A 22,733-nucleotide genomic window follows, 5' to 3' on the forward strand; every position below is an offset into this window, starting at 1 on the left:
CTCGCGATGAGGCCAGTACATTCAGCATCAATGTTGCCTGAACTGACGCTATCGCGAGCAAGCTATGCTCCTACAGGTTTTTCAACCAGCAGGCCTAAGCCTCCCAACCTGCCCCACTCACCGCCGCCTGCACCAACGGATGCAAATCCGCCCCGTTGTGCTCCGTCTGCCACGCCAGCAACTCCTTGCGCATGCTCGGCGCCCAGAACATTTGCAGATGATTACGCACACTAAGTACCGCCTGTTCCTGGTCCGGTTGCGTCGCAAAGTACTGGCCGATCTGGTTGGCCATCTTGATCAGGTTGTCCGTACTCATTTACGCACCTCGGCTTTCTCGGGATGCCGACGTTCCTTCAGCAAACGATGCTGCTCATCACTGAACTCCTGAAAGCGTTTTTGCCACTCCGAAGGGTGATAAACGCGGCTGACCTCCACGGCCGTGACCTTGTACTCCGGACAGTTGGTGGCCCAGTCCGAGTTGTCGGTGGTGATCACGTTGGCCCCCGATTCCGGGAAGTGGAACGTGGTGTACACCACGCCCGGCGCAACCCTTTCGGTAATCCGCGCACGCAACACGGTCTGCCCGGCGCGGCTGCCGATGCCGACCCAATCGCCCTCGTTGATGCCACGGCTCTCGGCGTCGGTCGGGTGGATTTCCAAGCGGTCTTCGTCATGCCAGGCAACGTTGTCGGTACGCCGGGTTTGCGCGCCGACGTTGTACTGGCTGAGGATGCGCCCGGTGGTCAGCAGCAGCGGATAGCGAGCGTTGACCTTCTCCTCGGTCGGCACGTAGCCGGTGAGCATGAAGCGCCCCTTGCCGCGCACGAATTCTTCGATGTGCATGGTCGGCGTGCCGTCCGGTGCCGCCGCGTTGCATGGCCATTGCAGGCTGCCGTGGCGGTCCAGTTCGGCGTAGCTGACGTTGGTGAAGGTCGGCGTCAGGCTGGCGATTTCATCCATGATTTCCGACGGATGTTTGTAATTCATCGGGTAGCCCAAGGCATTGGCCAGGGCCACGGTGCCTTCCCAGTCGGCCTTGTCTCCCAGCGGCTCCATGACCTTGCGCACCCGAGAGATGCGTCGTTCGGCGTTGGTGAACGTGCCGTCCTTTTCCAGGAACGAACTGCCCGGCAAAAACACGTGGGCGAATTTGGCGGTTTCGTTAAGGAAAATATCCTGCACCACCACGCACTCCATGGCCGAGAGGGCCGCAGTCACGTGCTGGGTATTCGGATCGCTCTGGGCGATGTCTTCGCCCTGGCAATACAAACCTTTGAAGCTGCCGGCCAGTGCCGACTCGAACATGTTGGGAATGCGCAAGCCCGGCTCGGATTGCAGGGTGACGTTCCAGGCCTGTTCGAACTGCGTGCGCACAACTTCGTTGGAGATGTGCCGGTAGCCGGGCAGCTCATGAGGGAAAGAGCCCATGTCACAGGAACCCTGCACGTTGTTCTGCCCACGCAGCGGGTTCACGCCCACGCCTTCGCGGCCAATGTTGCCGGTGGCCATGGCGAGGTTGGCGATACCCATCACCGCTGTGCTGCCCTGGCTGTGTTCGGTAACGCCCAATCCGTAGTAGATCGCCGCGTTGCCGCCAGAGGCATACAGACGCGCAGCGGCACGGATGTCGGCAGCGGGCACGCCGCAGATCGCGCCCAGCACTTCCGGCGAGTTTTCCGCGCGGCTGACGAACTCGCGCCAGTTAGCGAAATCGCTACCCTCGCAACGGGCATCGATAAAGGCCTGATTGAGCAAGCCTTCGGTGACAATCACATGAGCCAGCGCATTGAGCATGGCGACGTTGGTGCCGGGACGCAGCGCCAGGTGCACTTCGGCGCGGGCGTGCACCGAGTCCACCAGATCAATGCGACGCGGATCGATAACAATCAGCCGCGCGCCTTCACGCAGTCGACGTTTGAGCTGCGAAGCGAACACCGGGTGAGCGTCGCTAGGGTTGGCGCCCATCACCAGAATCACGTCGGCCTGCATCACCGAGTCGAAACTCTGCGTACCAGCAGACTCGCCAAGTGTTTGTTTCAGGCCATAACCGGTCGGCGAGTGGCAGACCCGCGCACAGGTGTCGACGTTGTTGTTGCCGAACGCGGCGCGCACCAGTTTCTGCACCAGATAGGTTTCTTCGTTGGTGCAACGGCTGGAGGTAATGCCACCAATGGAATCGCGGCCATATTTTTGCTGCAACCGACGGAATTCGCTGGCGGCGTAAGTCACCGCTTCATCCCAGCTGACTTCCTGCCACGGGTCGCTGATGTGCTTGCGGATCATCGGTTTGGTGATGCGATCCGGGTGGGTGGCGTAGCCCCAGGCAAAGCGCCCTTTGACACAGGAGTGGCCGTGGTTGGCCTGGCCGTTCTTGTCCGGAACCATGCGTACCAGTTTGTCGCCCTTCATCTCGGCACGGAACGAACAACCCACACCGCAATACGCGCAAGTGGTGATCACGCTGCGTTCCGGCTGGCCCAGTTCGACCACGCTTTTTTCCATCAGCGTCGCGGTAGGACAGGCCTGCACACAGGCGCCGCAGGACACGCATTCCGAATCGAGGAAGTTATCCCCACCAGCAGCCGAAACACGGGACTCAAACCCGCGCCCGGTAATCGTCAGGGCGAAGGTGCCTTGGGTTTCTTCGCAGGCGCGCACGCAGCGGTTGCAGACGATGCACTTGCTCGGGTCGTAGTCGAAGTAGGGGTTGGACGTGTCCTTCACGTCGGCCAAATGGTTGTCGCCTTCGTAGCCGTAACGCACTTCCCGCAGGCCGACCTGACCGGCCACGGTTTGCAGCTCGCAGTTACCGTTGGCCGAGCAGGTCAGGCAGTCCAGCGGGTGGTCGGAAATGTACAACTCCATGACGTTGCGCCGCAGCGTCGCGAGCTTCGGCGTCTGGGTGTGCACGCTCATGCCTTCGCTGACCGGCGTGGTGCAGGACGCCGGATAACCGCGCATGCCGTCGATCTCCACCAGGCACATGCGGCAGGAGCCGAAGGCTTCCAGGCTGTCGGTGGCACAGAGTTTTGGAATGGTGGTGCCCAGCATCGCGGCGGCGCGCATCACCGAAGTGCCTTCGGGCACGCTGATGCTGCGGCCGTCGATGTTCAGGGTGACTTGCACCTGGCTGTCGCGGGCCGGAGTACCAAGGTCAATGTCTGTTTTCGGGTCGAAGAGAGTAATCATTGCTCGGCCTCCGAGGCGTGCAGACCGAAGTCGGCAGGGAAGTGCTTGAGGGCGCTGGCCACGGGATAAGACGTCATGCCGCCCAACGCGCAGAGCGAACCGTATTGCAGGGTGTCGCACAGGTCCTTGAGGATGATCACCTGCGCATCGCGACTGTTCTGGTCCGGCGCGGCCAGCAGACGGTCGATCACCTCGACACCACGGGTCGAACCGATGCGGCACGGCGTGCATTTGCCGCAGGATTCCTCGGCGCAGAACTGCATGGCGAAACGCGCCATGTGGGCCATGTCGAGGCTGTCGTCAGCCACCACCACACCACCGTGACCGAGCATCGCACCCATGGCGGCGAAGGCTTCGTAATCCAGCGGCGTGTCAAATTGCGAGGGCGGAACCCAGGCGCCTAACGGGCCGCCAACCTGCGCAGCCTTCAGCGGACGACCACTGGCGGTGCCGCCACCATAGTCTTCCACCAGTTCGCGCAAGGTCAGGCCAAAGGCCCGTTCCACCAGACCGCCGTGACGAATATTGCCCGCCAGTTGAAACGGCATGGTGCCCAGGGAACGGCCCATGCCGTAATCGCGGTAGAACTGCGCCCCCTTGGCCAGAATCAGCGGCACCGAGGCCAACGTCAGCACGTTGTGCACCAGCGTCGGCAAGCCGAACAAACCCTGCAACGCCGGAATCGGCGGCTTGGCGCGAACGATCCCGCGCTTGCCTTCGAGCGAGTCCAGCAGCGCGGTTTCTTCTCCGCAGATGTAGGCACCGGCGCCGACACGCACTTCCATATCGAAGGCCAGGCCACTGCCGCCAACATTGGCGCCTAGGTAACCGGCAGTTCGGGCAATGTTCAACGCGGCACGCAGCGTGGCCACGGCATCCGGATATTCCGAACGCACATAGATGTAGCCAAAGGTGGCGCCGGCGGTAATGCCGGCAATCGCCATACCTTCGATCAGCAGGAAGGGGTCGCCTTCCATCAACATGCGGTCGGCGAAAGTGCCGGAGTCGCCTTCGTCGGCGTTGCAGACGATGTACTTTTGCGCAGCTTCGGTCGCGCGCACCGTGCGCCACTTGATCCCGGCGGGGAAGGCCGCACCGCCACGGCCACGCAGGCCCGAATCGAACACCGCCGTTGCAGTCTGTTCACCGCCAATGCTGACGGCCCTGGTTAAACCTTCGAAACCGCCATGGGCCCGGTAATCGTCCAACGACAGCGGCCGGGTAATGCCAGCGCGGGCAAACAGCAGGCGTTGTTGAGACTTGAGATAAGGCAACTCTTCTACCAGCCCCAAGGCCAGCGGATGAGCGGATGAATTGTTAAGCGCTTCAAGCACCGACGGCACATCGTCAGCCGTCAGCGGACCAAAACCGATACGGCCCTGCGGCGTGTCCACTTCCAGCAACGGCTCCAGCCAATACAAACCGCGAGAACTGGTGCGCTGCAACTCCAGCGGCAAATTACGTTCCTGAGCCTGCGTGATCAGCGCCACCGCCACCTCATCGGCCCCCACGGCACGAGCCAGCGAATCACAAGGCAAATAAAGAGTCGGCATCACGCGTCCTCCCGGCAAGCATCGAGCAACGCATCCAGCCGCTCGGCACTGAGCCGCGCATGCACCCGGCCATCCAGCTCCAGCGCAGGCGAACAAGCGCAGGCGCCGAGGCAATACACCGGGCGCAAACTGATGCTGCCATCGGCGCTGCTACCGTGATCATCCAGTTGCAGACGCTCACGCAACTGCGCGGCCAACTGCTCAGCACCACGGCTCTGACACGACTCGGCCCGGCACAGCCGCAAGATATGCCGCGCGGGCGGCGCAGTACGGAAGTCATGGTAAAAACTGATCACCCCACGCACCTCGGCCTGGCTCAGGTTGAGGGCATGGGCAATCTCGGGGACGGCGGCATCGGGGACGTAACCGATGCGCTCCTGAATATCATGAAGAATGGGCAACAGCGCACCCGGGGTGCCCTTATGGCGCTCCAGCAGACTGTTGACCACAGGCAGGTGCAACAACTCATCAGGCATTCAGCAATCCTCACGGTCACGGACAAACCAGAAGGTCGTCGGTCGTCCGAAAGTGTCGGCTGCGGCACTCACACCACGTCACGGTATCGTGGATTTCAGGCCGGTGGCCAGGGCACCCTTGGCGGGCATCTTGTTGTGCCCGATGCGATCTCTGTCGCACATCTTTCAGGGCATAAAAGGCAGATTGCCACGCGGCTGTTGATCGAACTGCACCAAAGCGACGTGTTCAGTTCTGTCTACGACTATCCATTAAGTCTAGATGAGCGCCGCAAGGGCGTTCACACACCGGCCTAATGCCCGGAGGGCTTGTCGATGGGGGATGTATAGCAAGCATTACAGGTGAGAAGAAGCATCAGAATCGAGGGTAATTCTACGGAGCAGATGTGTCGATTCTTCCGCTGCACCCCCAAACCCGCTCCAATGCCTAGTGAGCGGAAATGTCCTACATCCGTCTGCCCAAACAGAATCGGAAGCATCTGATTCTGTTTTTTGGCGATGTCTGAATGAGTCAACGCTTATCCCGAACGGCGTAGATTTCCTGCTCCTTTAAAAAGACAAACTACCCACTGCCAAGGAGCGGTCTCATGGCGTTCGACGCTTTTATCAAAATTGAAGGTATTCCTGGCGAAGCGCTGGACGAGCAACATAAGGATTGGATAGAAATTACCGGATACAACTTCGGCACTCATCAAAGCGCTTCCGCTACAGCCAGCTCGGCAGGTGGCGCCTCATCGGGGCGCACGACCGTTAGCGACTTCACGTTCACCAAGAACCTGGACAAATCCAGTTGTAAGCTCATAGAGATCAGCTGCGCAGGTGATCATCTGAAGGAAGTTGTTTTGACATTACATCGCGCCGGAGGCGAGAAGCAGAAGTATTTTGAGATCACATTGGAAGAAGTCATCATTTCGAGCTACTCACAAAGTGCAAATGATGGCGTGCCTACTGAAAGCCTCAGCTTGAACTATGGGCGTATTAAGACGATCTACACCCAGCAAAAACGAACGGATGGTTCCGGCGGAGGTAACGTAGCGGGTGGTTGGGATCGTATCAGTAATAAAAAATATTCCTGAGGTCGCCACTAATGTCAGCGATTTTTATAAATTCAAGAGTGCAGCCTTATTCATATTTGAAATCGATGCTGCAGCTTGGCAAGAACTCAATGTCAAAATTTGATGTATTGAATGCGCATGTTATTAATACGGTGGTGCTGCCAGGCGAGCTAATCATTTTCGGTGATAATTCGACACCGTCCTGTACGGCCGAAGAAGCGTTCTACATGAAGAAAGCCTCTGAAATCCACTCGGCACTGGTGGTCAATGGAATGCAGGGTGATGGGTTTTTAGTGGAGAATCATGAACTCATAACAAGAGCGCTTGGGTATTCATCTATTGGCGTAGGCAGCGTTGGCGGTGCTTGGAGTAGGCACCTCGATGGTATCAAACAAACTCTCGAAGAAATTGAAGCAACTCATCGTTATCACATCAGAAGTGGGACGGCTCAGGCTCGAACTGATTTCTTAATGAAGCGCGAGTTATTGTTTAAACAGCTCGATGATCAGCTGAACGGCTTTGCCAAATATGGCTCAGGCTTACGCAATCAACGCTCGATAAGAAATATGATTGAGATGTCCACGCAAAGCTATTTGCATTCAGGGGTAATAGCAGGTTACGCAGAAACTATTAGCGGCGTGGCGAGAGCTTCGAATATCCTGAAAAAAGGTACGTACTTAGGTATCGGTTTGAGTGTAACTGCTGCTGGAGCCTCTATTTACACCGCATGTACGACTGGGCGCGAAACGCAATGCAGGAAGGCAAAATATGTTGAGGGTGGTAAGTTGTCTGGAAGTCTTGCACTCGGAGCTTTTGGAGGTAAGGTTGGAGGTACTGCGGCTACGTTCGGATGTGCTGTGGCTTTTGGGGTTGTTACAGGGGGCGCGGGTGTGCTGGGGTGCGCGGTGATTGGCGGTGGGCTTGGCGCGTGGGCTGGAGGCGAAGTTGGAGGTAGTGCTGGGGAATGGGCGGGTGAAGTAATTTATGAGTCATTGATCCAATGAGTGATATTGCGCTGGCATGTATCGCAATATTCATAATTTTTTCCTCTCTAGTGGTCTCTTGCTGGATATATGTGTTCTCTTATTTGTTTACGGAGTTGATAGAGGGTTACCTAAATAGGAGTAAGTTTGTAGCAAGCAATCGTAAGGCTTTGTCTGGTTTGGGGTTGCTAGGTAAACCGGTCAGGAACGGTTCGATAGCATTGATGTTTTTGTTTCCGGAGCTCTGTGAGAGACGTGGCTTAATAGAAAAAGGTGAGCTACTAAATTTGCCAGTGCACCTGAAATGGAAATTGTTGGTGTCATGGATTATTGGTGTGTTCTTGTTGTTCGCAATATTCATTTTTTGGCTTTTTGTCGTTTAATTTTATTGTTATTGATGCTGAATTGGTTGTAAGGGGATTTATAAAGGGGGGTGTGATGAGTGAACTTAATCTGGCGTATGCTGGGCTAGTTGCAATGGTATTTCTATTTCTTTCGCTTTGCTGGATATTTGCATCCTCGTACCTGCTTGCCGAACGAATTGAAAAGCATCTCGGAAGAAGTAGATTTGTTGCGAATAATCGAGAAGGTTTGTCAGGTTTGACTGCAAAAAGGGGACAGATTTATTTCTTTGAAATCTGTCTCCTTTTTTTTCGCAATGTTCTGCACTGAACTCCAACCCCTGTACGCAGCCAGTGGACAGCAAATTGGCAAAACAGTAGCGTTGCGCTACTGCCTTCAACTCTGTAACGGACTACACATGCTCACTGCCGCTCCAGCCTCGCGCCTATTCTGCGCAATCACTTTCGCCGTCGTGATGACCCCGGCACTCGCCGACTGGGAAGAACCCCCGGAATACGCCTGGAAGACCTACCTCTCCGATTGCCAGCAATTACAGCGGGATGTGACCGATGTACAGAACGGGCAAAAGATGGCCATGGATGTCCTGCCCAACATCCAGGGCTTTCTGCGAACCATTACGGTACACCGCAAGAACCTGGCCCAGCCAAGCCTCAGCTCCCCCGATTACGCCCGTTGTGAAAACGTCGTCTCCCAAGCCAAAGACACAGTGGCCAAGGGCAGTGCTGAAAACGACGAGGCGATGGATCAACATTTCCGCCAAGCCCAGACCGAGCACCTGAACTCCCCGGAATACAAACGTGCTCGCTCTCTGGGCTTCACCGACGTCGGCGAAATCGGCGACCTCGACCAGCACGCCGAACTGGATGGCGAAGCAAATCTGAAAACCTTGATGCTCACTGTCGATTTTGGCTGCGGCCGCCATTTCCGCGCCGCGCATTACATCAAACCCTACGTGGTGTACACCGTCCATCGTTCGGACGGCAGCTGCGGCGTCTACAAGCACGTCGCCGTGCTGGGCGGTGAAACCGTGGAGCGGGGCGACTACATCAATCCGAAAGGGGTTTTTCAGTACGTGGGATGGAAGAAATTGGCCGGTGCGGATGGCTTTCCCATCGACGTTCGAGTCGTAAAAGCGCTGAAGTAACCCTCAGGATTTTTCTGGGGAAGGATGGCTGGTGATAACGCCAGCCCAACCACCCTCAATCCCGAAGATGCACCACAAACCCACTGTGGGAGCCAGCCTGCTGGTGATAACGCCAGCCCAACCACCCTCAATCCCGAAGATGCACCACAAACCCACTGTGGGAGCCAGCCTGCTGGTGATAACGCCAGCCCAACCACCCTCAATCCCGAAGATGCACCACAAACCCACTGTGGGAGCCAGCCTGCTGGCGATAGCGCCATCCCAACCACCTCAATGCCGAAAATGCACCAAGAACCCACTCACACCCCGAGGCCAACCAACCCCCGATAGCCCACCGCAATACCCTGTGGGAGCTGGCTTGCCAGCGATAGCGCCCACTCAGCCAACACAAATGCCGAATCAGCCACCACCCTCACAAACCACCCCCACAGGCCTCAACCACTAACCCTCAGCCTTAGCCCCCGCCCGCTTGGACACCGGCACAAAAGCCCGATCCCGAGTCAGCACCTTCACCGCATCATCCACCAACGCCTTACTCATCGAAGTCAAATAATGCGCAGCCCAGGCATGTCGATCAGTGTCTCTGGCATAAGCAGCATCTTCAGTGAGCGTCTTGGCCAGGAACAGAAAATCGGAAGCCATGGACAACGCATCACCCAGCGGCACCCCGCGAGTGACATGAAACAGCGGTTGATCCGCGCAGTAGATCGCGGGTGTCAGACCGATGGTTTTGAGTTCAGGTTGTTCAGTCATTGGCCACCTCCGGGGATGGAGAGGCAATGGGGGAGGGTGTTACGCGATTGGGAACTGCGTAGAGGGGAAAGCCAAATTTCAAACGGATTGATACTGCGCATTATCCAACTCCTTGATATGAGGAGCTGCCACGTTCGTTTCCACACGAATGGGTGACAGCTGTGCGCAGGGTGGAAAACCGGGAATCAAGGAAACCGGCACGCCCGAAGACGTCCCACGCACAGCCGCCATAACTCACGCTGTAGGCATAAAAAAAAGCGCCGGCAGACGTGATGGGGGCGCTGTTGCGCCTTGAATTACACGAGTTTCCACACCCGGTCGCTGAATTGGCAGCGACGGTGGGAGGTTATCGTGCGGACCCGTTCCCTGCAACCTTTGAGCGCTCCTAGCTCAAGCTCTGCAGCTGGAAATTGTGGGCTTAAGGTTGCGATCTATAAACGGTTTTTTGTGTATGAGTATGATTTTAAATACAATTAATTTTTATAGCGAAACAATAGATGATTCCGTATTGCCATCCATTGCAAATAAAGGGTATTTTGCTCTGGCGTAAGCGTACCGCTTATTTGCGGCAATCGAAATTAGACATCTGCTGATTAGCTCGGATGTTCGAGCATTCAACGTTCAGGCGTTGAACAGAAGGGGAGACGGCCTCGGCAGTCTCCGACCCCCGCGTCCCGCTGGAGTGCTTCACGGTGGGCCAACTATGAGAAAGATGGTGGTTCTCAGCGGATGGTTTCGATGAAAGCAACATCTTTCTCTTGACCCTTTGTATTGGGTTGGTTTGGCCCACATTTATTCCTATGGATAGGATATGGAACTATCAAATCCAATAAAAATTTCGTCAAGATCGATTTCCACGAAAGAAAATCTGTGCTCGATTTTGCGTATAGAGTCGGCACTTCTAGATGAAGTTCTAGGCCTTTCTGAAGATCAGCGATACACAAAAATCGAAACTGTAAGGAAAGCTGGTGGGGAGTCACGTCCGATTTATAATCCTCACCATCTTCTTCGTCGTGTCCAGAAAAAAATCAACGATACGATCTTCTCTAATTATTATGTGATTAGGTGGCCGGATCATTTGTATGGGTCTATTCCCAATCAAAAAGATTCGGCTGGGAAGAAGTTAAGCAAGGACTACGTTTCGTGTGCTGCAAGGCATTGTGGTGCTAAAAGTCTTTTGAAAATAGACGTCTCTAGTTTTTTTGACAATATTCATCAGGATATTGTTTATAGTATTTTCAATGACTTTCTAAAGTACACTGATGAGGTGTCTAGTATCTTGGCACATATTTGCTGTCATAGATCTCACTTGGTGCAGGGAGCTTTAACGTCAAGTTATATTGCGTCCTTATGTTTGTACGATGTTGAGGGGGCTGTAGTAGAGCGGTTGCGGAGAAAAGGTTTGGTTTACACTAGGCTGGTTGATGATATAACTGTTTCTTCACAAGCCTTAGCTACGGACTTTTCATATGCCTTAAAAATCGTCGGCGATATGCTGGTAGCTAAAGATTTGCCGATTAATGAGCGTAAAACAAAAGTATATCGAACTTCAACCGAACCGCTGACGGTGCATGGCTTAAGAGTTTGTTTTTCATCCCCAAGACTTCCGGCTGACGAGGTTGGTCGTATTAGAGCAGCTGTCCAGAATGTTGAGTCTTTGGCTCGAGAGCCTAACTATCGAACCTCTCATTTGTATAGGCATGATTTCAATAGGTGTATGGGGCGGGTCAATAAACTGTTGCGTGTGGGCCATGGGCAGCATAAAAAGCTTCTTGCGCGTTTAAATCAAGTAAAGCCGCTACCTTCACGGCGCGATGTCAACCGTGCCAAAGATATGGTGGCTAGATTAGAGAGGGATCACGATTCGAAGAATGCAACTCATTGGTATCGAGGGCGGTACTATCGCGTTTTGGAACGTTTGATTGTTTTGGGTAGAACCTATCAAAAGACAACAATTGTTTTGAGGGCGAAATTGAAAAGGCTGCGACCTGATGAAAGTGGACGCTAGAGATTTGTGGGTAGGGCTCAATCCTTCATTGAAACGACTGATTATTTTGTTGATTTCAATAGGGGCTATTGGTTTTGCACTTTCGATATGCTTGTTTGTTTTGGTTGGAGTCGCCGGTGGGGTCTTCTCCTTGCCGTTCTGCTTTAGGGATGATTGCTTTATTTTGTTTTTTGCGAAAATTAGTTCAGCTGTTTACCTTGCAAAGTTAACGGTGGATTTGATTGTTTTTGTTGCTACTATCGGCGGTATTGTAGTGGCACTCCTAAGTTATTTGTCTAGTGTGGCATCCTCGCGTTTCGCAAATCATATTTCTCATTTGACACTCTTCCAGGCTTTTTTTATTGAGGAGGTAAGGAAGCGAGATGCACTTGTACTATCCTCGTTTGATATTCATAAATTGTATTCTATGATTTATGAAGGGTCGAGAGGTGGCGTTATGACCATTTCTTCTCCTTACCTATCGTTTATTAGTTCTTTAAACTCCGAAATTGCGGCCTCAAATCTTAAAGCTACTAAGGCTTTTGGCGGGGCGTTTATCTATCAGGAACATCAGGCTCGAATGATTGCGGTTCTGAAACAGTTAGGGTTTACTTTGCAGTATATGCCAAAAAAAGATTTTTATGAGATTGAGACTCAAGTATTATCTTTGTTGGATAGCGTTAATGGCTCGTTTTGCGGTTCATTGCCAGAGTTGGTAGTTAGTTTGAGGATTTATAGATAGGGTAAAAGGAAAAAAGAAAAAGGAAAAAGGAAAAGGGGATGAGTTTATTTTCGGCTAAGATAAATCAATCTGTCCCTTTGTTGTCTTGAAGCCTCTTCGTGCTCTAAGTCGAATTAGTTGGTCTGCCTTGTCTGTGCAGAATTTTTTTCTCTAAAGCTATGGAGGGAATTAGGGCGCCTTTTTTCTGGTTTCCTCCCTAAATACGTAACTTCAATGTAGTTAATTTTAAAAAAGGAGTTCGTTGTGAACGGGTGGTCGACTGAGGCTTGGCAAAAAATTGGGATTATTTTTGCGGTTATTTTCGGAGTTTGGGGCGCTGGACTTAGTACGTATCAGGAATATCGTAGCTACATGAAGGGAGCTCCCATGATCTATACACAGCTGAGTTTGACTCGGCCAAATTTTAAGGAGGGGGATAAACATCGAGCTGCCACGTTTGTAGTTACGATCCAGAATTCCGGCCAAACATCGTTGACATTTTTACCCGCAGTCTCAGTTGTAGTATTTAACCCGGAGTCTAGCTTCAGCCAGACGCTGAGTGGGCAATTAGCTACGACAGAAGCGTACGGTCTGCCGAAAACCTTAAAGCCGGGAGAGCAAACTGCAGCGACCTTCGCGGCTGAAGATTCGGACTCTGTATTCGGCCCGAATTTGCGCTACTCCATCATTCTGCAGTCGGTGGAAGGGCCTCTTTATTTCGCAGAGAACATGGCGGGCCCTATCAAAGATTCTGAGACATACAAAGCTTTAATGGAAAATGTTAAGTATCAGTCTAAGGCTGAGTTTCAGAGTCGCCCGACGGTAATGGTGCAGTCCAGATAATTAAATACCTTGTGAACGTGGCGGGTCATATTAATTTTCCAGCCACTGTTTACAGTACGGTTTTTAAGTAGTCCTTGATTGCGATTAGCGGCGTATTCATTTGATCTATCGTTTGGATGCTTTCGAATTCATCGATCAGCCGTTTCAGTTCTCGCCCTAGCGGTTTATCCACACCACCTAGCGCTTCCAGCGCCAACCCCATGCACTCATCCACCTTCACCTGAATCCCCTCAACATCCCCCCGCCGCACCAGCAACTCAAACACATCCCGCTGGTAATCCCCCATCACCAAATCATCCCGCAAAATCGGGCTTGAACCTTCCGCTTCATAAGCCAGTTTGAGGGAGAAGAGGGCGACGGTTTCCAGGTGCAATTCCATGGGGGAATCCTTGTGAAATGTTCTGGCGGTGCGGGTGGTGTGTAAGGGCAAGGGGCAAAAGCATCGCCAGCAGGCTGGCTCCCACAGGGTGTGTGGTGGGCCAGGCACATTATCGCGGGCGAAAAAAAAGGCCTTGCTAAGCAAGACCTTTCTTAATTTTGGTGCCCCGAGGGAGACTCGAACTCCCACTCCTTTCGAAAACGGATTTTGAATCCGCCGCGTCTACCAATTCCGCCATCAGGGCTCAATGGCGGCGAAGTATAGAGATGAGATAACCGCTGGTCAATCAGGTACATGGAGAATTTTTGATATTTCCGCTAGACTTCCCGGCCCTGCTAGACGACACCCCATCATGCGCGTTGCTGACTTTACTTTTGAGCTCCCTGATTCGCTGATCGCCCGCCATCCGCTGGCCGAGCGGCGCAATAGTCGACTGCTGACCCTGGATGGGGTCAGCGGCGCCCTGGCACACCGTCAATTCACTGATTTGCTGGAGCATTTGCGCCCCGGCGATTTGATGGTGTTCAACAATACCCGGGTGATTCCGGCGCGGCTGTTTGGCCAGAAGGCTTCCGGCGGCAAGCTGGAAATCCTGGTGGAGCGGGTGCTCGACAGTCATCGCGTGCTGGCCCATGTGCGTTCCAGCAAGTCGCCCAAGCCAGGGTCGAAGATCCTCATCGACGGCGGTGGCGAGGCCGAGATGCTGGCGCGGCACGATGCGTTGTTCGAGCTGGGATTTGCTGAAGAGGTGTTGCCGCTGCTCGACCGCGTCGGGCACATGCCGCTGCCTCCTTATATAGACCGCCCGGATGAAGGCGCCGACCGTGAGCGTTACCAGACCGTCTACGCCGAGCGTTTGGGCGCGGTGGCGGCGCCGACGGCGGGGCTGCATTTCGATCAGGTGCTGATGGAGGCGATTGCCGCCAAGGGCGTCGAGACCGCGTTCGTCACCCTGCACGTCGGCGCAGGCACGTTCCAGCCGGTGCGCGTCGAGAAGCTTGAAGACCACCACATGCACACTGAATGGCTGGAAGTCGGCCAGGATGTGGTCGATGCCGTGGCTGCCTGCCGCGCTCGCGGTGGTCGCGTGGTGGCCGTGGGGACCACCAGCGTGCGTTCCCTGGAAAGCGCCGCCCGCGATGGCGTGCTCAAGCCGTTCAGCGGCGATACAGACATTTTCATTTACCCTGGCCGGCCGTTTCATGTGGTCGATGCCCTGGTCACCAACTTCCATTTGCCCGAATCCACGCTGTTGATGCTGGTTTCGGCGTTCGCCGGTTATCCCGAAACCATGGCTGCCTACAAGGCCGCGGTCGACAACGGATACCGCTTTTTCAGCTACGGTGATGCGATGTTCATCACGCGTAATCCTGCGCCGACTGCCCCTAAAGAATCGGGCCCCGAGGAAACTGTATGAGTCGCACCTGTCGTATGTCTTTCGAGCTGCTGGCCACTGATGGAAAGGCTCGTCGCGGTCGTTTGACCTTCCCGCGCGGTACCGTCGAGACCCCGGCCTTCATGCCGGTGGGCACCTACGGCACGGTCAAGGGCATGCTGCCACGGGATATCGAGGCGACTGGCGCTGAAATCATTCTGGGCAACACCTTCCACCTGTGGCTGCGCCCGGGCACGGAAGTGATCAAGAAGCACGGCGACCTGCACGATTTCATGCAGTGGAAAGGCCCGATTCTGACCGACTCCGGCGGTTTCCAGGTGTTCAGCCTGGGCGCCATGCGCAAGATCAAGGAGGAGGGCGTGACCTTCGCTTCCCCGGTCGACGGCGCCAAGGTGTTCATGGGGCCGGAAGAGTCGATGCAGGTCCAGCGCGACCTGGGCTCCGACATCGTGATGATTTTCGACGAATGCACGCCGTACCCGGCCGACGAAGACGTTGCCCGTATTTCCATGGAATTGTCCCTGCGTTGGGCCAAGCGTTCGAAAGAAGCCCATGGCGAGAACACGGCGGCGTTGTTCGGCATCGTTCAGGGCGGCATGCACCAGGACTTGCGCATGCGCTCCCTGGAAGGCCTCGACCAGATCGGCTTTGACGGCCTGGCCATCGGTGGCCTGTCGGTGGGCGAGCCCAAGCACGAGATGATCAAGGTGCTGGATTATCTGCCGGGCATGATGCCGGCTGACAAACCTCGTTACCTTATGGGCGTTGGCAAACCGGAAGACTTGGTTGAGGGTGTGCGCCGCGGTGTGGACATGTTCGATTGCGTGATGCCAACCCGTAATGCCCGCAATGGGCATCTGTTCATTGATACCGGCGTGCTGAAGATCCGAAACGCGTTCCATCGCCATGATGATTCGCCGCTCGATCCGACCTGCGATTGCTATACCTGCCAGAACTTCTCCCGCGCTTATCTGCATCACCTGGACAAGTGCGGCGAAATGCTGGGAAGCATGCTCAATACCATCCATAACTTGCGTCATTATCAAGTGCTTATGGCTGGTTTGCGCGAGGCTATTCAACAGGGTACATTGGCCGCCTTTGTCGATGCCTTCTACGCCAAACGCGGGTTACCTGTTCCGCCTTTGGACTGAGTTTTCTGACCCCAAGATTCAACATTTGCAACTGGAGTGCTAAATGAGCTTTTTTATCTCTAACGCCATGGCTGACGCCGCTGCACCTGCTGCTGCCAGCCCAATGGGCGGCGGTTTCGAGTGGATTTTCCTGGTCGGCTTCCTGGTCATCTTCTACCTGATGATCTGGCGTCCACAGGCCAAACGCGCCAAAGAGCAGAAAAACCTGCTGGGCAGCCTGCAAAAAGGCGACGAAGTTGTGACCACCGGCGGCATCGCTGGCAAGATCACCAAAGTGGCTGACGATTTCGTTGTTCTGGAAGTTTCCGACACCGTCGAAATGAAATTCCAGAAAGGCGCCATCGCCGCCACGCTGCCAAAAGGCACGCTGAAAGCGATCTAAGTTTCAACTTCATATTCAATCGACGGGGCGCGCAAGGCGCCCCGCGTCATAAACGGGCGGCGTGATGCTGAACAAATATCCTCTGTGGAAATACATTCTGATCCTGGCGGTGCTGGCGATTGGTCTGATTTATTCCGCTCCCAATCTTTATCCTGATGACCCGGCCATTCAGGTCAGCGGTGCAAGCACTGCGCTGCAAGTCAATCAGGCTGATCTGGATCGCGTGAGCGCTGCGCTCAAGGAATCCGGGATCAACGTCAAGGCTGCCACTTTGGCTGCCGGCGGCAAGGGCGGGCTGATTCGCCTGACCAAGGCTGAAGATCAGCTGCCGGCCAAGGACGTTGTGCGTAAGGCATTGGGTGATGACTACGTCGTCGCGCTGAACTTGGCGCAAACCACCCCGCAATGGCTGCGCAACCTCGCTGCGCACCCGATGAAGCTGGGTCTGGACTTGTCCGGTGGTGTGCACTTCCTGCTGGAAGTGGACATGGACAAAGCCCTCGACGCACGCCTGAAAGTCTACGAAGGCGACGTCAAGAGCCTGTTGCGTAAAGAGAAACTGCGCTATCGCAGCCTGCCGCAAGTGGGCGGTGCCATTCAGCTGGGCTTCTCTGATGAAGACAGCCGCGAACAGGCCCGCAGCCTGATCCGCAAGAATTTCAACGATTTCGACATTGTTCCGGCCGACCTGAATGGCCAGCCGGTACTGCGTCTGGCGATGACCCCGGCCAAGCTGGCGGAAATCCGTGAATACTCCATCAAGCAGAACTTGACCACGGTACGTAACCGCGTCAACGAGCTGGGTGTTGCCGAGCCAATCGTCCAGCGTCAGGGCGCCAACCGCATCGTGGTTGAGCTGCCGGGCGTGCAGGACACCGCCGAAGCCAAGCGTATCCTCGGCAAGACGGCAAACCTTGAGTTCCGTCTGGCCGCTGAGCCTGGCGCTTCGAAAGCTACTTCCGAAGAATTCGAATTCCGTGAAGGCAAGCGTCCTCCTGCGTTGATCGAGCGTGGTCTGATCATCACTGGTGACCAGGTGACTGACGCCAAGGCTGGCTTCGGCGAGCACGGTACGCCAGAAGTGAACATCCGTCTGGATGGCCACGGTGGCGAGCTGATGAGCCGCGCAACCCGTTCGAACGTTGGCCGTAGCATGGCGGTGATCTTCATCGAGCAGCGTCCGGTGACCACCTACACCAAGCAGATGGTCAACGGCGTAGAGAAAGACGTAGCGGTTCAGACCTTCAAGGAAGAGAAGAAGATCATCAGCCTGGCGACCATTCAGTCGCCGCTGGGTGCTCAGTTCCGTATCACTGGCTTGAACGGCCAGGGCGAGTCGTCCGAACTGGCGTTGCTGCTGCGTGCCGGTGGTCTGGCTGCACCGATGTACTTCGCTGAAGAGCGCACCATTGGTCCAAGCCTGGGTGCCGACAACATTGTCAAAGGTATCGACGCATCGTTGTGGGGCATGCTGTTCGTCTCGCTGTTCATCATCGCCATCTACCGCTTCTTCGGCATCATCGCTACCGTCGCGCTGGCGGTGAACATGGTGCTGCTGCTGGCTCTGATGTCGCTGCTGGGTGCAACGCTGACCCTGCCGGGTATCGCCGGTATCGTATTGACCATGGGTATGGCGGTCGACGCCAACGTGCTGATCTTCTCGCGGATTCGTGAAGAGATCGCCGCTGGCATGACCGTACAACGGGCAATCAACGAAGGCTTCGGCCGGGCATTCACCGCGATTCTCGACGCCAACCTGACAACACTGTTGGTCGGCGGGATTCTCTTTGCGATGGGCACCGGCCCGGTCAAAGGCTTCGCAGTGACCATGTCCCTCGGGATCTTTACCTCGATGTTCACGGCCATCATGGTGACCCGCGCGATGGTCAACCTGATCTTCGGCGGTCGTGACTTCAAGAAGTTGTGGATTTAAGGGGCTGCCATGTTACGTACAATCAACTTCATGGGCGTTCGCAACTTCGCGTTCGGCGTCACATTGTTCCTTACCGCGCTGGCCTTGTTCAGCGTCGCCACCAAGGGCATGAACTGGGGTCTGGACTTCACCGGCGGTACGCTCATCGAGCTGACCTACGAGCGTCCGGCCGATGTCACCAAGGTGCGTGAGCAACTGGCCACTTCGGGTTATCACGAGGCCATCGTGCAGAGCTTCGGTGCGACTACCGATTTGTTGGTGCGCATGCCGGGTGAGGATCCTCAGTTGGGTCATCAAGTGGCAGAAGCGCTGCTGAAGGTCGGTGGCGACAACCCGGCGACGGTCAAGCGCGTCGAGTTCGTCGGCCCGCAGGTGGGTGAAGAACTGCGCGACCAGGGCGGCCTCGGCATGCTGATGGCGCTGGGCGGCATCCTGATCTACCTGGCTTTCCGCTTTCAGTGGAAGTTTGCGGTCGGTGCGATCGTTTCCCTGATCCACGACGTGATCGTGACCATCGGTATCCTGTCGTTCTTCCAGATCACCTTCGACCTGACGGTGCTGGCGGCGGTACTGGCGATCATCGGTTACTCGCTCAACGACACCATCGTGGTATTCGACCGGGTTCGCGAGAACTTCCGTGTGCTGCGCAAGGCCAGCCTGATCGAGAACATCAACATCTCGACCACGCAAACTCTGCTGCGGACCATGGCGACGTCGATCTCCACTTTGCTGGCAATTGCGGCACTGTTGTTCTTTGGTGGCGATAACCTGTTCGGCTTCTCCATCGCCCTGTTCATCGGTGTTCTGGCGGGTACTTACTCGTCGATCTACATCGCGAACGTGGTGCTGATCTGGCTGAACCTGAGCACTGAAGACCTGATTCCTCCGGCGAATACCGAGAAGGAAGTCGACGACCGTCCATAACGGCCATCGCGTTTCCAGTAGTCAGCCGAAAAAGGCGCGAGTTGAACTCGCGCCTTTTTTTATGCTCCAAGGCTGGGAGAAGCGCGGACATGTTCCGCATGTGATGGTCAGGAGGTTCATGTGAACAAGTCGATGCTGGTTGGTGCGGTATTGGGTGCTGTCGGTGTTACTGCCGGGGGTGCTGTGGCCACCTACAGCCTGGTTAAAAATAACGGTCCTGAGTATGCGCAAGTACTCGCCGTTGAGCCGGTCAAGACACAAATCAAGACTCCACGTGAAGTGTGCAAGGACGTCACGGTCACCCGGCAAGCGCCGGTGAAAGATCAACACCAGATCGCCGGTACCGTGGTTGGTGCACTGGCTGGTGGTCTGCTGGGTAACCAGATCGGCGGCGGCACCGGCAAGAAGATTGCCACGGTGGCAGGCGCGGTCGGCGGTGGTTATGCCGGTAACAAGGTTCAGGAGGGCATGCAAGAGCGTGACACCTACACCACGACCCAGACCCGTTGTAATACGGTGAATGACATCAGTGACAAGGTAGTGGGTTACGACGTGCGCTATTCGCTGGATGGCAAGGAAGGCAAGGTGCGCATGGATCGTGATCCAGGCAACCAGATTCCGGTGGATAAGGAAGGCAAGTTGATCCTGTCTCAGAACGAGCCGGCTCAGTAAGTAGCTCAGCTAAAAAAGAAGCACCCTGCGGGGTGCTTTTTTTGTGCCCACGATTTATGCACCACCGCCAATCTCCTGTAGGAGCGAGCCTGCTCGCGAAAAACCCGAGGGCGCCGTGTTTATCCAGAATGCCCGCGTTATCGTTATCGACCATCGCGAGCAGGCTCGCTCCTACAGTGGGTTGGGGTGTTTTCGAGGGAAAATTCCAGCCATAAAAAAAGCACTCCGAAGAGTGCTTTTTCTGTCGCCGGAAGCTTAGCGCTTCAGCGAAGCCGGCAGGTGCGGCTGGATCGCCGTCAGTACTGCCTTGAAGCATTTGGTATTGCCGGCAACGATGTGGCCTTTTTCAAGGAAATCGTGACCGCCGGTGAAGTCGCTCACCAAGCCGCCAGCTTCCTGGATCAGCAGGGCGCCTGCAGCCATGTCCCACTCGGACAGGCCCGACTCCCAGAAGGCGTCGAAGCGGCCGGCAGCCACGTAGGCCAGGTCCAGGCTCGCCGAGCCAGCGCGGCGAATGCCGGCAGTCTGGCCAACTAGGGCGCGGAACATGCCCAGGTAGTTGTCGAGGTTGTCCATCTGGTCGTCACGGAACGGGAAGCCGGTACCCAGCAGGGCGCCGTCGAGGCTGGTGCGACCGCTGACGCGCAGGCGACGACCGTTCAGTTGAGCGCCGCGACCGCGGCTGGCGGTGAATTCTTCTTGGCGAACCGGGTCCAGAACAACAGCGTGCTCAAGACGACCGCGGTATTTGCAGGCGATGCTGACAGCGAAATGAGGAATGCCGCGCAGGAAGTTGGTGGTGCCGTCCAGCGGATCGATGATCCACAGGTACTCTTCGCCTTCGATGCCGGTGCCGGCGTGCAGGCCGGTTTCTTCACCGCGGATCGAGTGATTCGGGTAAGCCTTGCGCAGGGCGTCGATGATTTTCTGTTCAGCGGCGCGATCCACCTCGGATACGTAATCCTTGGCGTCTTTTTCGTCGACCTTGATGGTATCCAGGCGCTCGATGGAGCGGAAGATCAATTCACTGGCGCTGCGGGCGGCGCGCAGCGCGATATTCAGCATGGGCTGCATGGATGTGTCACCTAAGGTTGTTAAAGAAAGCCGGGCATTCTATCAGAAAGTTTCTACAGGAGAAGGACGACGTTCGCTTTCATGGCTTAACGGTAGCTAGCGCTGTAAGATTCCGCTCCCGATTATCGTGTTCGAGAGCGCCTCCCTTGCTGCAAAACATTCGTGTCGTCCTGGTCAATACCAGCCATCCGGGCAATATCGGCGGGGCTGCGCGTGCCATGAAGAACATGGGCCTGTCGCGGCTGGTGCTGGTCGAGCCTCGTCTGTTCCCGCATCACGAAGCCGATGCTCGTGCTTCCGGTGCCGGTGACATCCTTGAAAACGCTCAAGTCGTCGCCACCTTGGAAGATGCCTTGGTCGGCTGCAACCTGGTGCTCGGCACCAGCGCTCGCGACCGCCGCATTCCCTGGCCATTGCTCGATCCCCGCGAATGCGGAACGAAGGTGGTCGAGGAAGCAGGGCAGGGTGCGGAAATCGCCCTGGTGTTCGGTCGTGAAGATTCCGGCCTGACCAACGAAGAGCTGCAGCGATGTCATTATCACGTGCACATCCCATCAGACCCTGAGTTCAGTTCGCTGAACCTTGGGGCGGCGGTGCAGGTGTTGAGTTATGAAGTGCGCATGTCCTGGCTCGCGGCCCAAGGCCAGCCGAGCAAGGTCGAGAAGGAAGAAGTGGCCTCGGTCAAAAGCGCTGAGCTGGCGACCATGGACGAGCTGGAGCGATTCTATGAGCACCTGGAGCAAACCCTGGTGGCCATCGAATTCCTCGACCCGGAAAAACCACGGCACTTGATGGCGCGCCTGCGCCGGTTGTACGGACGCAGCTCGGTCAGCCGGGCGGAAATGAATATATTGCGTGGCATCCTCACGGAAACCCAAAAAGCGGCCCGTGGTGAGCTTCTTAAGCGGAAGGATTAATGATGTTTGAGCGTTTGCGTGAAGATATCCAGAGTGTTTTCCATCGTGACCCGGCGGCGCGTAACGCTTTTGAAGTCCTGACTTGCTACCCGGGCATGCACGCCATCTGGATTCACCGTTTGTCGGGGATGTTGTGGCGTGCGGACCTGAAATGGCTGGCGCGGCTGGTGTCGAACTTCGGTCGCTGGTTGACCGGGATCGAGATTCATCCGGGTGCCAAGGTTGGTCGACGCTTCTTTATTGACCATGGCATGGGCATCGTCATCGGTGAAACCGCCGAAATCGGCGACGACGTGACTATTTATCAGGGTGTGACCCTAGGCGGTACCAGCTGGAACAAGGGCAAGCGTCACCCGACGCTGGGCGATGGCGTTGTGGTCGGGGCGGGCGCGAAGGTGCTCGGTCCGTTCACGGTCGGTGCCGGGGCCAAGGTCGGTTCCAATGCCGTTGTGACCAAAGAAGTACCGCCGGGTGCCACGGTGGTGGGGATTCCGGGGCGGATCATCGTCAAGTCGGACGAAGAGCAGGATGCCAAGCGCAAGGCCATGGCCGAGAAAATCGGTTTTGATGCCTACGGCGTGACCGAAGACATGCCTGACCCGGTGGCTCGCGCCATTAACCAGTTGCTTGATCACTTGCAGGCGGTCGATGGTCGTCTGGAGGGGATGTGCGGGGCGCTGAAGGATCTGGGCAGTAACTACTGTGCGAAAGATCTGCCTGAACTGCGTGAAGAAGACTTCGCCTGCGTGAAGGACAAGGATCAGAGTCAGGCCAGCTAGATCGAGTCGACTTCATCGCGAGCAGGCTCACTCCTACAGGAGAACGCATTTCAATTGTAGGA

The 22,733-nt window shown here is 55.8% G+C and carries 21 protein-coding genes and 1 tRNA gene; 14 read left to right on the forward strand and 8 right to left on the reverse strand.

Features of this window, described 5'->3' with window-relative positions:
- Positions 1 to 94 precede the first annotated feature (94 nt).
- The 4 genes from V6Z53_RS07275 to V6Z53_RS07290 are packed head-to-tail and all read right to left on the reverse strand — an operon-like array spanning position 95 to position 5,218.
- Complete coding sequence (locus tag V6Z53_RS07275; protein ID WP_338584875.1) at positions 95 to 316, reverse strand: formate dehydrogenase subunit delta; 222 nt, start codon at positions 314 to 316, stop codon at positions 95 to 97.
- Positions 313 to 3,189 (reverse strand): formate dehydrogenase subunit alpha, encoded by a 2,877-nt coding sequence (fdhF, locus tag V6Z53_RS07280; protein WP_338584876.1) that lies wholly within the window; start codon positions 3,187 to 3,189, stop codon positions 313 to 315. Before fdhF ends, V6Z53_RS07275 begins: the two co-directional genes overlap by 4 nt.
- Positions 3,186 to 4,742 carry an NADH-ubiquinone oxidoreductase-F iron-sulfur binding region domain-containing protein gene (locus tag V6Z53_RS07285; protein ID WP_338584877.1) on the reverse strand — a complete coding sequence of 519 codons (1,557 nt, stop codon included), beginning with the start codon at positions 4,740 to 4,742 and terminating at the stop codon, positions 3,186 to 3,188. The genes fdhF and V6Z53_RS07285 overlap by 4 nt, the downstream gene beginning before the upstream one ends.
- The gene (locus tag V6Z53_RS07290) at positions 4,742 to 5,218 is read right to left on the reverse strand and encodes a formate dehydrogenase subunit gamma (protein ID WP_095061763.1); all 477 of its coding nucleotides are present in this window, start codon (positions 5,216 to 5,218) and stop codon (positions 4,742 to 4,744) included. The genes V6Z53_RS07285 and V6Z53_RS07290 overlap by 1 nt, the downstream gene beginning before the upstream one ends.
- 584 nt (positions 5,219 to 5,802) lie before the next feature.
- Here V6Z53_RS07290 and V6Z53_RS07295 point away from each other — a divergent pair.
- The 3 genes from V6Z53_RS07295 to V6Z53_RS07305 all read left to right on the forward strand — a co-directional run bounded on the left by V6Z53_RS07295 (position 5,803) and on the right by V6Z53_RS07305 (position 8,760).
- Positions 5,803 to 6,291 carry a type VI secretion system tube protein Hcp gene (locus V6Z53_RS07295; RefSeq protein WP_338584878.1) on the forward strand — a complete coding sequence of 163 codons (489 nt, stop codon included), beginning with the start codon at positions 5,803 to 5,805 and terminating at the stop codon, positions 6,289 to 6,291.
- A gap of 11 nt (positions 6,292 to 6,302) precedes the next feature.
- Complete coding sequence (locus V6Z53_RS07300; RefSeq protein ID WP_338584879.1) at positions 6,303 to 7,274, forward strand: hypothetical protein; 972 nt, start codon at positions 6,303 to 6,305, stop codon at positions 7,272 to 7,274.
- 739 nt (positions 7,275 to 8,013) lie between these two features.
- Positions 8,014 to 8,760, forward strand: a complete 747-nt coding sequence (locus tag V6Z53_RS07305) for a hypothetical protein (protein WP_338584880.1) — start codon at positions 8,014 to 8,016, stop codon at positions 8,758 to 8,760.
- A gap of 441 nt (positions 8,761 to 9,201) precedes the next feature.
- On the opposite strand, the gene V6Z53_RS07310 is transcribed toward V6Z53_RS07305, so the two are convergent.
- A complete protein-coding gene (locus tag V6Z53_RS07310) occupies positions 9,202 to 9,513 on the reverse strand; it encodes a DUF3077 domain-containing protein (RefSeq protein WP_338584881.1) in 312 nt (103 codons plus the stop codon).
- Between the two features lie 811 nt (positions 9,514 to 10,324).
- Between V6Z53_RS07310 and V6Z53_RS07315 the strand changes: the two genes are divergently transcribed.
- The 3 genes from V6Z53_RS07315 (at position 10,325) to V6Z53_RS07325 (ending at position 13,064) form a co-directional block, all read left to right on the forward strand.
- Complete coding sequence (locus V6Z53_RS07315; protein ID WP_338584882.1) at positions 10,325 to 11,521, forward strand: reverse transcriptase family protein; 1,197 nt, start codon at positions 10,325 to 10,327, stop codon at positions 11,519 to 11,521.
- Positions 11,505 to 12,242 carry a retron Ec48 family effector membrane protein gene (locus V6Z53_RS07320; RefSeq protein ID WP_338584883.1) on the forward strand — a complete coding sequence of 246 codons (738 nt, stop codon included), beginning with the start codon at positions 11,505 to 11,507 and terminating at the stop codon, positions 12,240 to 12,242. The genes V6Z53_RS07315 and V6Z53_RS07320 overlap by 17 nt, the downstream gene beginning before the upstream one ends.
- Positions 12,243 to 12,608: 366 nt before the next feature.
- The gene (locus V6Z53_RS07325) at positions 12,609 to 13,064 is read left to right on the forward strand and encodes a hypothetical protein (protein ID WP_338584884.1); all 456 of its coding nucleotides are present in this window, start codon (positions 12,609 to 12,611) and stop codon (positions 13,062 to 13,064) included.
- Positions 13,065 to 13,113: 49 nt separating this feature from the next.
- On the opposite strand, the gene V6Z53_RS07330 is transcribed toward V6Z53_RS07325, so the two are convergent.
- Both V6Z53_RS07330 and V6Z53_RS07335 read right to left on the reverse strand, forming a co-directional pair.
- On the reverse strand, positions 13,114 to 13,443 hold the full coding sequence (locus tag V6Z53_RS07330) for a hypothetical protein (RefSeq protein WP_338584885.1): 330 nt from the start codon (positions 13,441 to 13,443) through the stop codon (positions 13,114 to 13,116).
- A gap of 159 nt (positions 13,444 to 13,602) precedes the next feature.
- A tRNA-Leu gene (locus V6Z53_RS07335) sits at positions 13,603 to 13,687 on the reverse strand.
- 108 nt (positions 13,688 to 13,795) lie between these two features.
- On the opposite strand from V6Z53_RS07335, the gene queA reads away from it, so the two are divergent.
- The 6 genes from queA (at position 13,796) to V6Z53_RS07365 (ending at position 19,901) form a co-directional block, all read left to right on the forward strand.
- A complete protein-coding gene (gene queA / locus V6Z53_RS07340; RefSeq protein WP_150718723.1) occupies positions 13,796 to 14,860 on the forward strand; it encodes a tRNA preQ1(34) S-adenosylmethionine ribosyltransferase-isomerase QueA in 1,065 nt (354 codons plus the stop codon).
- Positions 14,861 to 14,874: 14 nt separating this feature from the next.
- Entirely contained in the window at positions 14,875 to 15,990 is a 1,116-nt protein-coding gene (gene tgt, locus V6Z53_RS07345) for a tRNA guanosine(34) transglycosylase Tgt (RefSeq protein WP_160387208.1), read from the forward strand.
- A gap of 43 nt (positions 15,991 to 16,033) precedes the next feature.
- Positions 16,034 to 16,372 carry a preprotein translocase subunit YajC gene (gene yajC / locus V6Z53_RS07350; protein ID WP_305498975.1) on the forward strand — a complete coding sequence of 113 codons (339 nt, stop codon included), beginning with the start codon at positions 16,034 to 16,036 and terminating at the stop codon, positions 16,370 to 16,372.
- Between the two features lie 64 nt (positions 16,373 to 16,436).
- Positions 16,437 to 18,305, forward strand: coding sequence for a protein translocase subunit SecD (secD, locus tag V6Z53_RS07355; RefSeq protein WP_338584888.1), 1,869 nt, complete (start codon positions 16,437 to 16,439; stop codon positions 18,303 to 18,305).
- A gap of 9 nt (positions 18,306 to 18,314) precedes the next feature.
- Positions 18,315 to 19,229, forward strand: coding sequence for a protein translocase subunit SecF (gene secF / locus V6Z53_RS07360; protein WP_338584889.1), 915 nt, complete (start codon positions 18,315 to 18,317; stop codon positions 19,227 to 19,229).
- 120 nt (positions 19,230 to 19,349) lie between these two features.
- Entirely contained in the window at positions 19,350 to 19,901 is a 552-nt protein-coding gene (locus V6Z53_RS07365) for a glycine zipper 2TM domain-containing protein (protein ID WP_338584890.1), read from the forward strand.
- Positions 19,902 to 20,156: 255 nt separating this feature from the next.
- On the opposite strand, the gene suhB is transcribed toward V6Z53_RS07365, so the two are convergent.
- Positions 20,157 to 20,975 carry an inositol-phosphate phosphatase gene (gene suhB, locus V6Z53_RS07370; RefSeq protein WP_016984379.1) on the reverse strand — a complete coding sequence of 273 codons (819 nt, stop codon included), beginning with the start codon at positions 20,973 to 20,975 and terminating at the stop codon, positions 20,157 to 20,159.
- A gap of 146 nt (positions 20,976 to 21,121) precedes the next feature.
- Here suhB and trmJ point away from each other — a divergent pair, with 146 nt between their 5' ends.
- Together trmJ and cysE are read left to right on the forward strand one after the other, a co-directional pair.
- Positions 21,122 to 21,892, forward strand: a complete 771-nt coding sequence (gene trmJ, locus V6Z53_RS07375; protein WP_008025492.1) for a tRNA (cytosine(32)/uridine(32)-2'-O)-methyltransferase TrmJ — start codon at positions 21,122 to 21,124, stop codon at positions 21,890 to 21,892.
- 2 nt (positions 21,893 to 21,894) lie between these two features.
- Positions 21,895 to 22,671: a serine O-acetyltransferase gene (gene cysE, locus V6Z53_RS07380; RefSeq protein ID WP_338584891.1), complete on the forward strand. Its 777-nt coding sequence runs from the start codon at positions 21,895 to 21,897 to the stop codon at positions 22,669 to 22,671.
- The last annotated feature ends 62 nt before the right edge of the window (positions 22,672 to 22,733 follow it).

The organism is Pseudomonas sp. MAG733B (assembly GCF_036884845.1).
GTDB lineage: Bacteria > Pseudomonadota > Gammaproteobacteria > Pseudomonadales > Pseudomonadaceae > Aquipseudomonas.

Bases quoted from the DNA above. Each gene is read 5' to 3' on its own strand.
- suhB (WP_016984379.1), bottom strand. From the start codon at position 20,975: ATGCAGCCCATGCTGAATATCGCGCTGCGCGCCGCCCGCAGCGCCAGT.
- V6Z53_RS07305 (WP_338584880.1), top strand. From the start codon at position 8,014: ATGCTCACTGCCGCTCCAGCCTCGCGCCTATTCTGCGCAATCACTTTC.
- V6Z53_RS07290 (WP_095061763.1), bottom strand. From the start codon at position 5,218: ATGCCTGATGAGTTGTTGCACCTGCCTGTGGTCAACAGTCTGCTGGAG.
- tgt (WP_160387208.1), top strand. From the start codon at position 14,875: ATGTCTTTCGAGCTGCTGGCCACTGATGGAAAGGCTCGTCGCGGTCGT.
- V6Z53_RS07330 (WP_338584885.1), bottom strand. From the start codon at position 13,443: ATGGAATTGCACCTGGAAACCGTCGCCCTCTTCTCCCTCAAACTGGCT.
- V6Z53_RS07295 (WP_338584878.1), top strand. From the start codon at position 5,803: ATGGCGTTCGACGCTTTTATCAAAATTGAAGGTATTCCTGGCGAAGCG.
- yajC (WP_305498975.1), top strand. From the start codon at position 16,034: ATGAGCTTTTTTATCTCTAACGCCATGGCTGACGCCGCTGCACCTGCT.
- V6Z53_RS07315 (WP_338584882.1), top strand. From the start codon at position 10,325: ATGGAACTATCAAATCCAATAAAAATTTCGTCAAGATCGATTTCCACG.
- cysE (WP_338584891.1), top strand. From the start codon at position 21,895: ATGTTTGAGCGTTTGCGTGAAGATATCCAGAGTGTTTTCCATCGTGAC.
- V6Z53_RS07275 (WP_338584875.1), bottom strand. From the start codon at position 316: ATGAGTACGGACAACCTGATCAAGATGGCCAACCAGATCGGCCAGTAC.
- V6Z53_RS07325 (WP_338584884.1), top strand. From the start codon at position 12,609: ATGATCTATACACAGCTGAGTTTGACTCGGCCAAATTTTAAGGAGGGG.
- V6Z53_RS07310 (WP_338584881.1), bottom strand. From the start codon at position 9,513: ATGACTGAACAACCTGAACTCAAAACCATCGGTCTGACACCCGCGATC.
- secF (WP_338584889.1), top strand. From the start codon at position 18,315: ATGTTACGTACAATCAACTTCATGGGCGTTCGCAACTTCGCGTTCGGC.
- V6Z53_RS07300 (WP_338584879.1), top strand. From the start codon at position 6,303: ATGTCAGCGATTTTTATAAATTCAAGAGTGCAGCCTTATTCATATTTG.
- V6Z53_RS07285 (WP_338584877.1), bottom strand. From the start codon at position 4,742: ATGCCGACTCTTTATTTGCCTTGTGATTCGCTGGCTCGTGCCGTGGGG.
- V6Z53_RS07320 (WP_338584883.1), top strand. From the start codon at position 11,505: ATGAAAGTGGACGCTAGAGATTTGTGGGTAGGGCTCAATCCTTCATTG.
- fdhF (WP_338584876.1), bottom strand. From the start codon at position 3,189: ATGATTACTCTCTTCGACCCGAAAACAGACATTGACCTTGGTACTCCG.
- secD (WP_338584888.1), top strand. From the start codon at position 16,437: ATGCTGAACAAATATCCTCTGTGGAAATACATTCTGATCCTGGCGGTG.
- queA (WP_150718723.1), top strand. From the start codon at position 13,796: ATGCGCGTTGCTGACTTTACTTTTGAGCTCCCTGATTCGCTGATCGCC.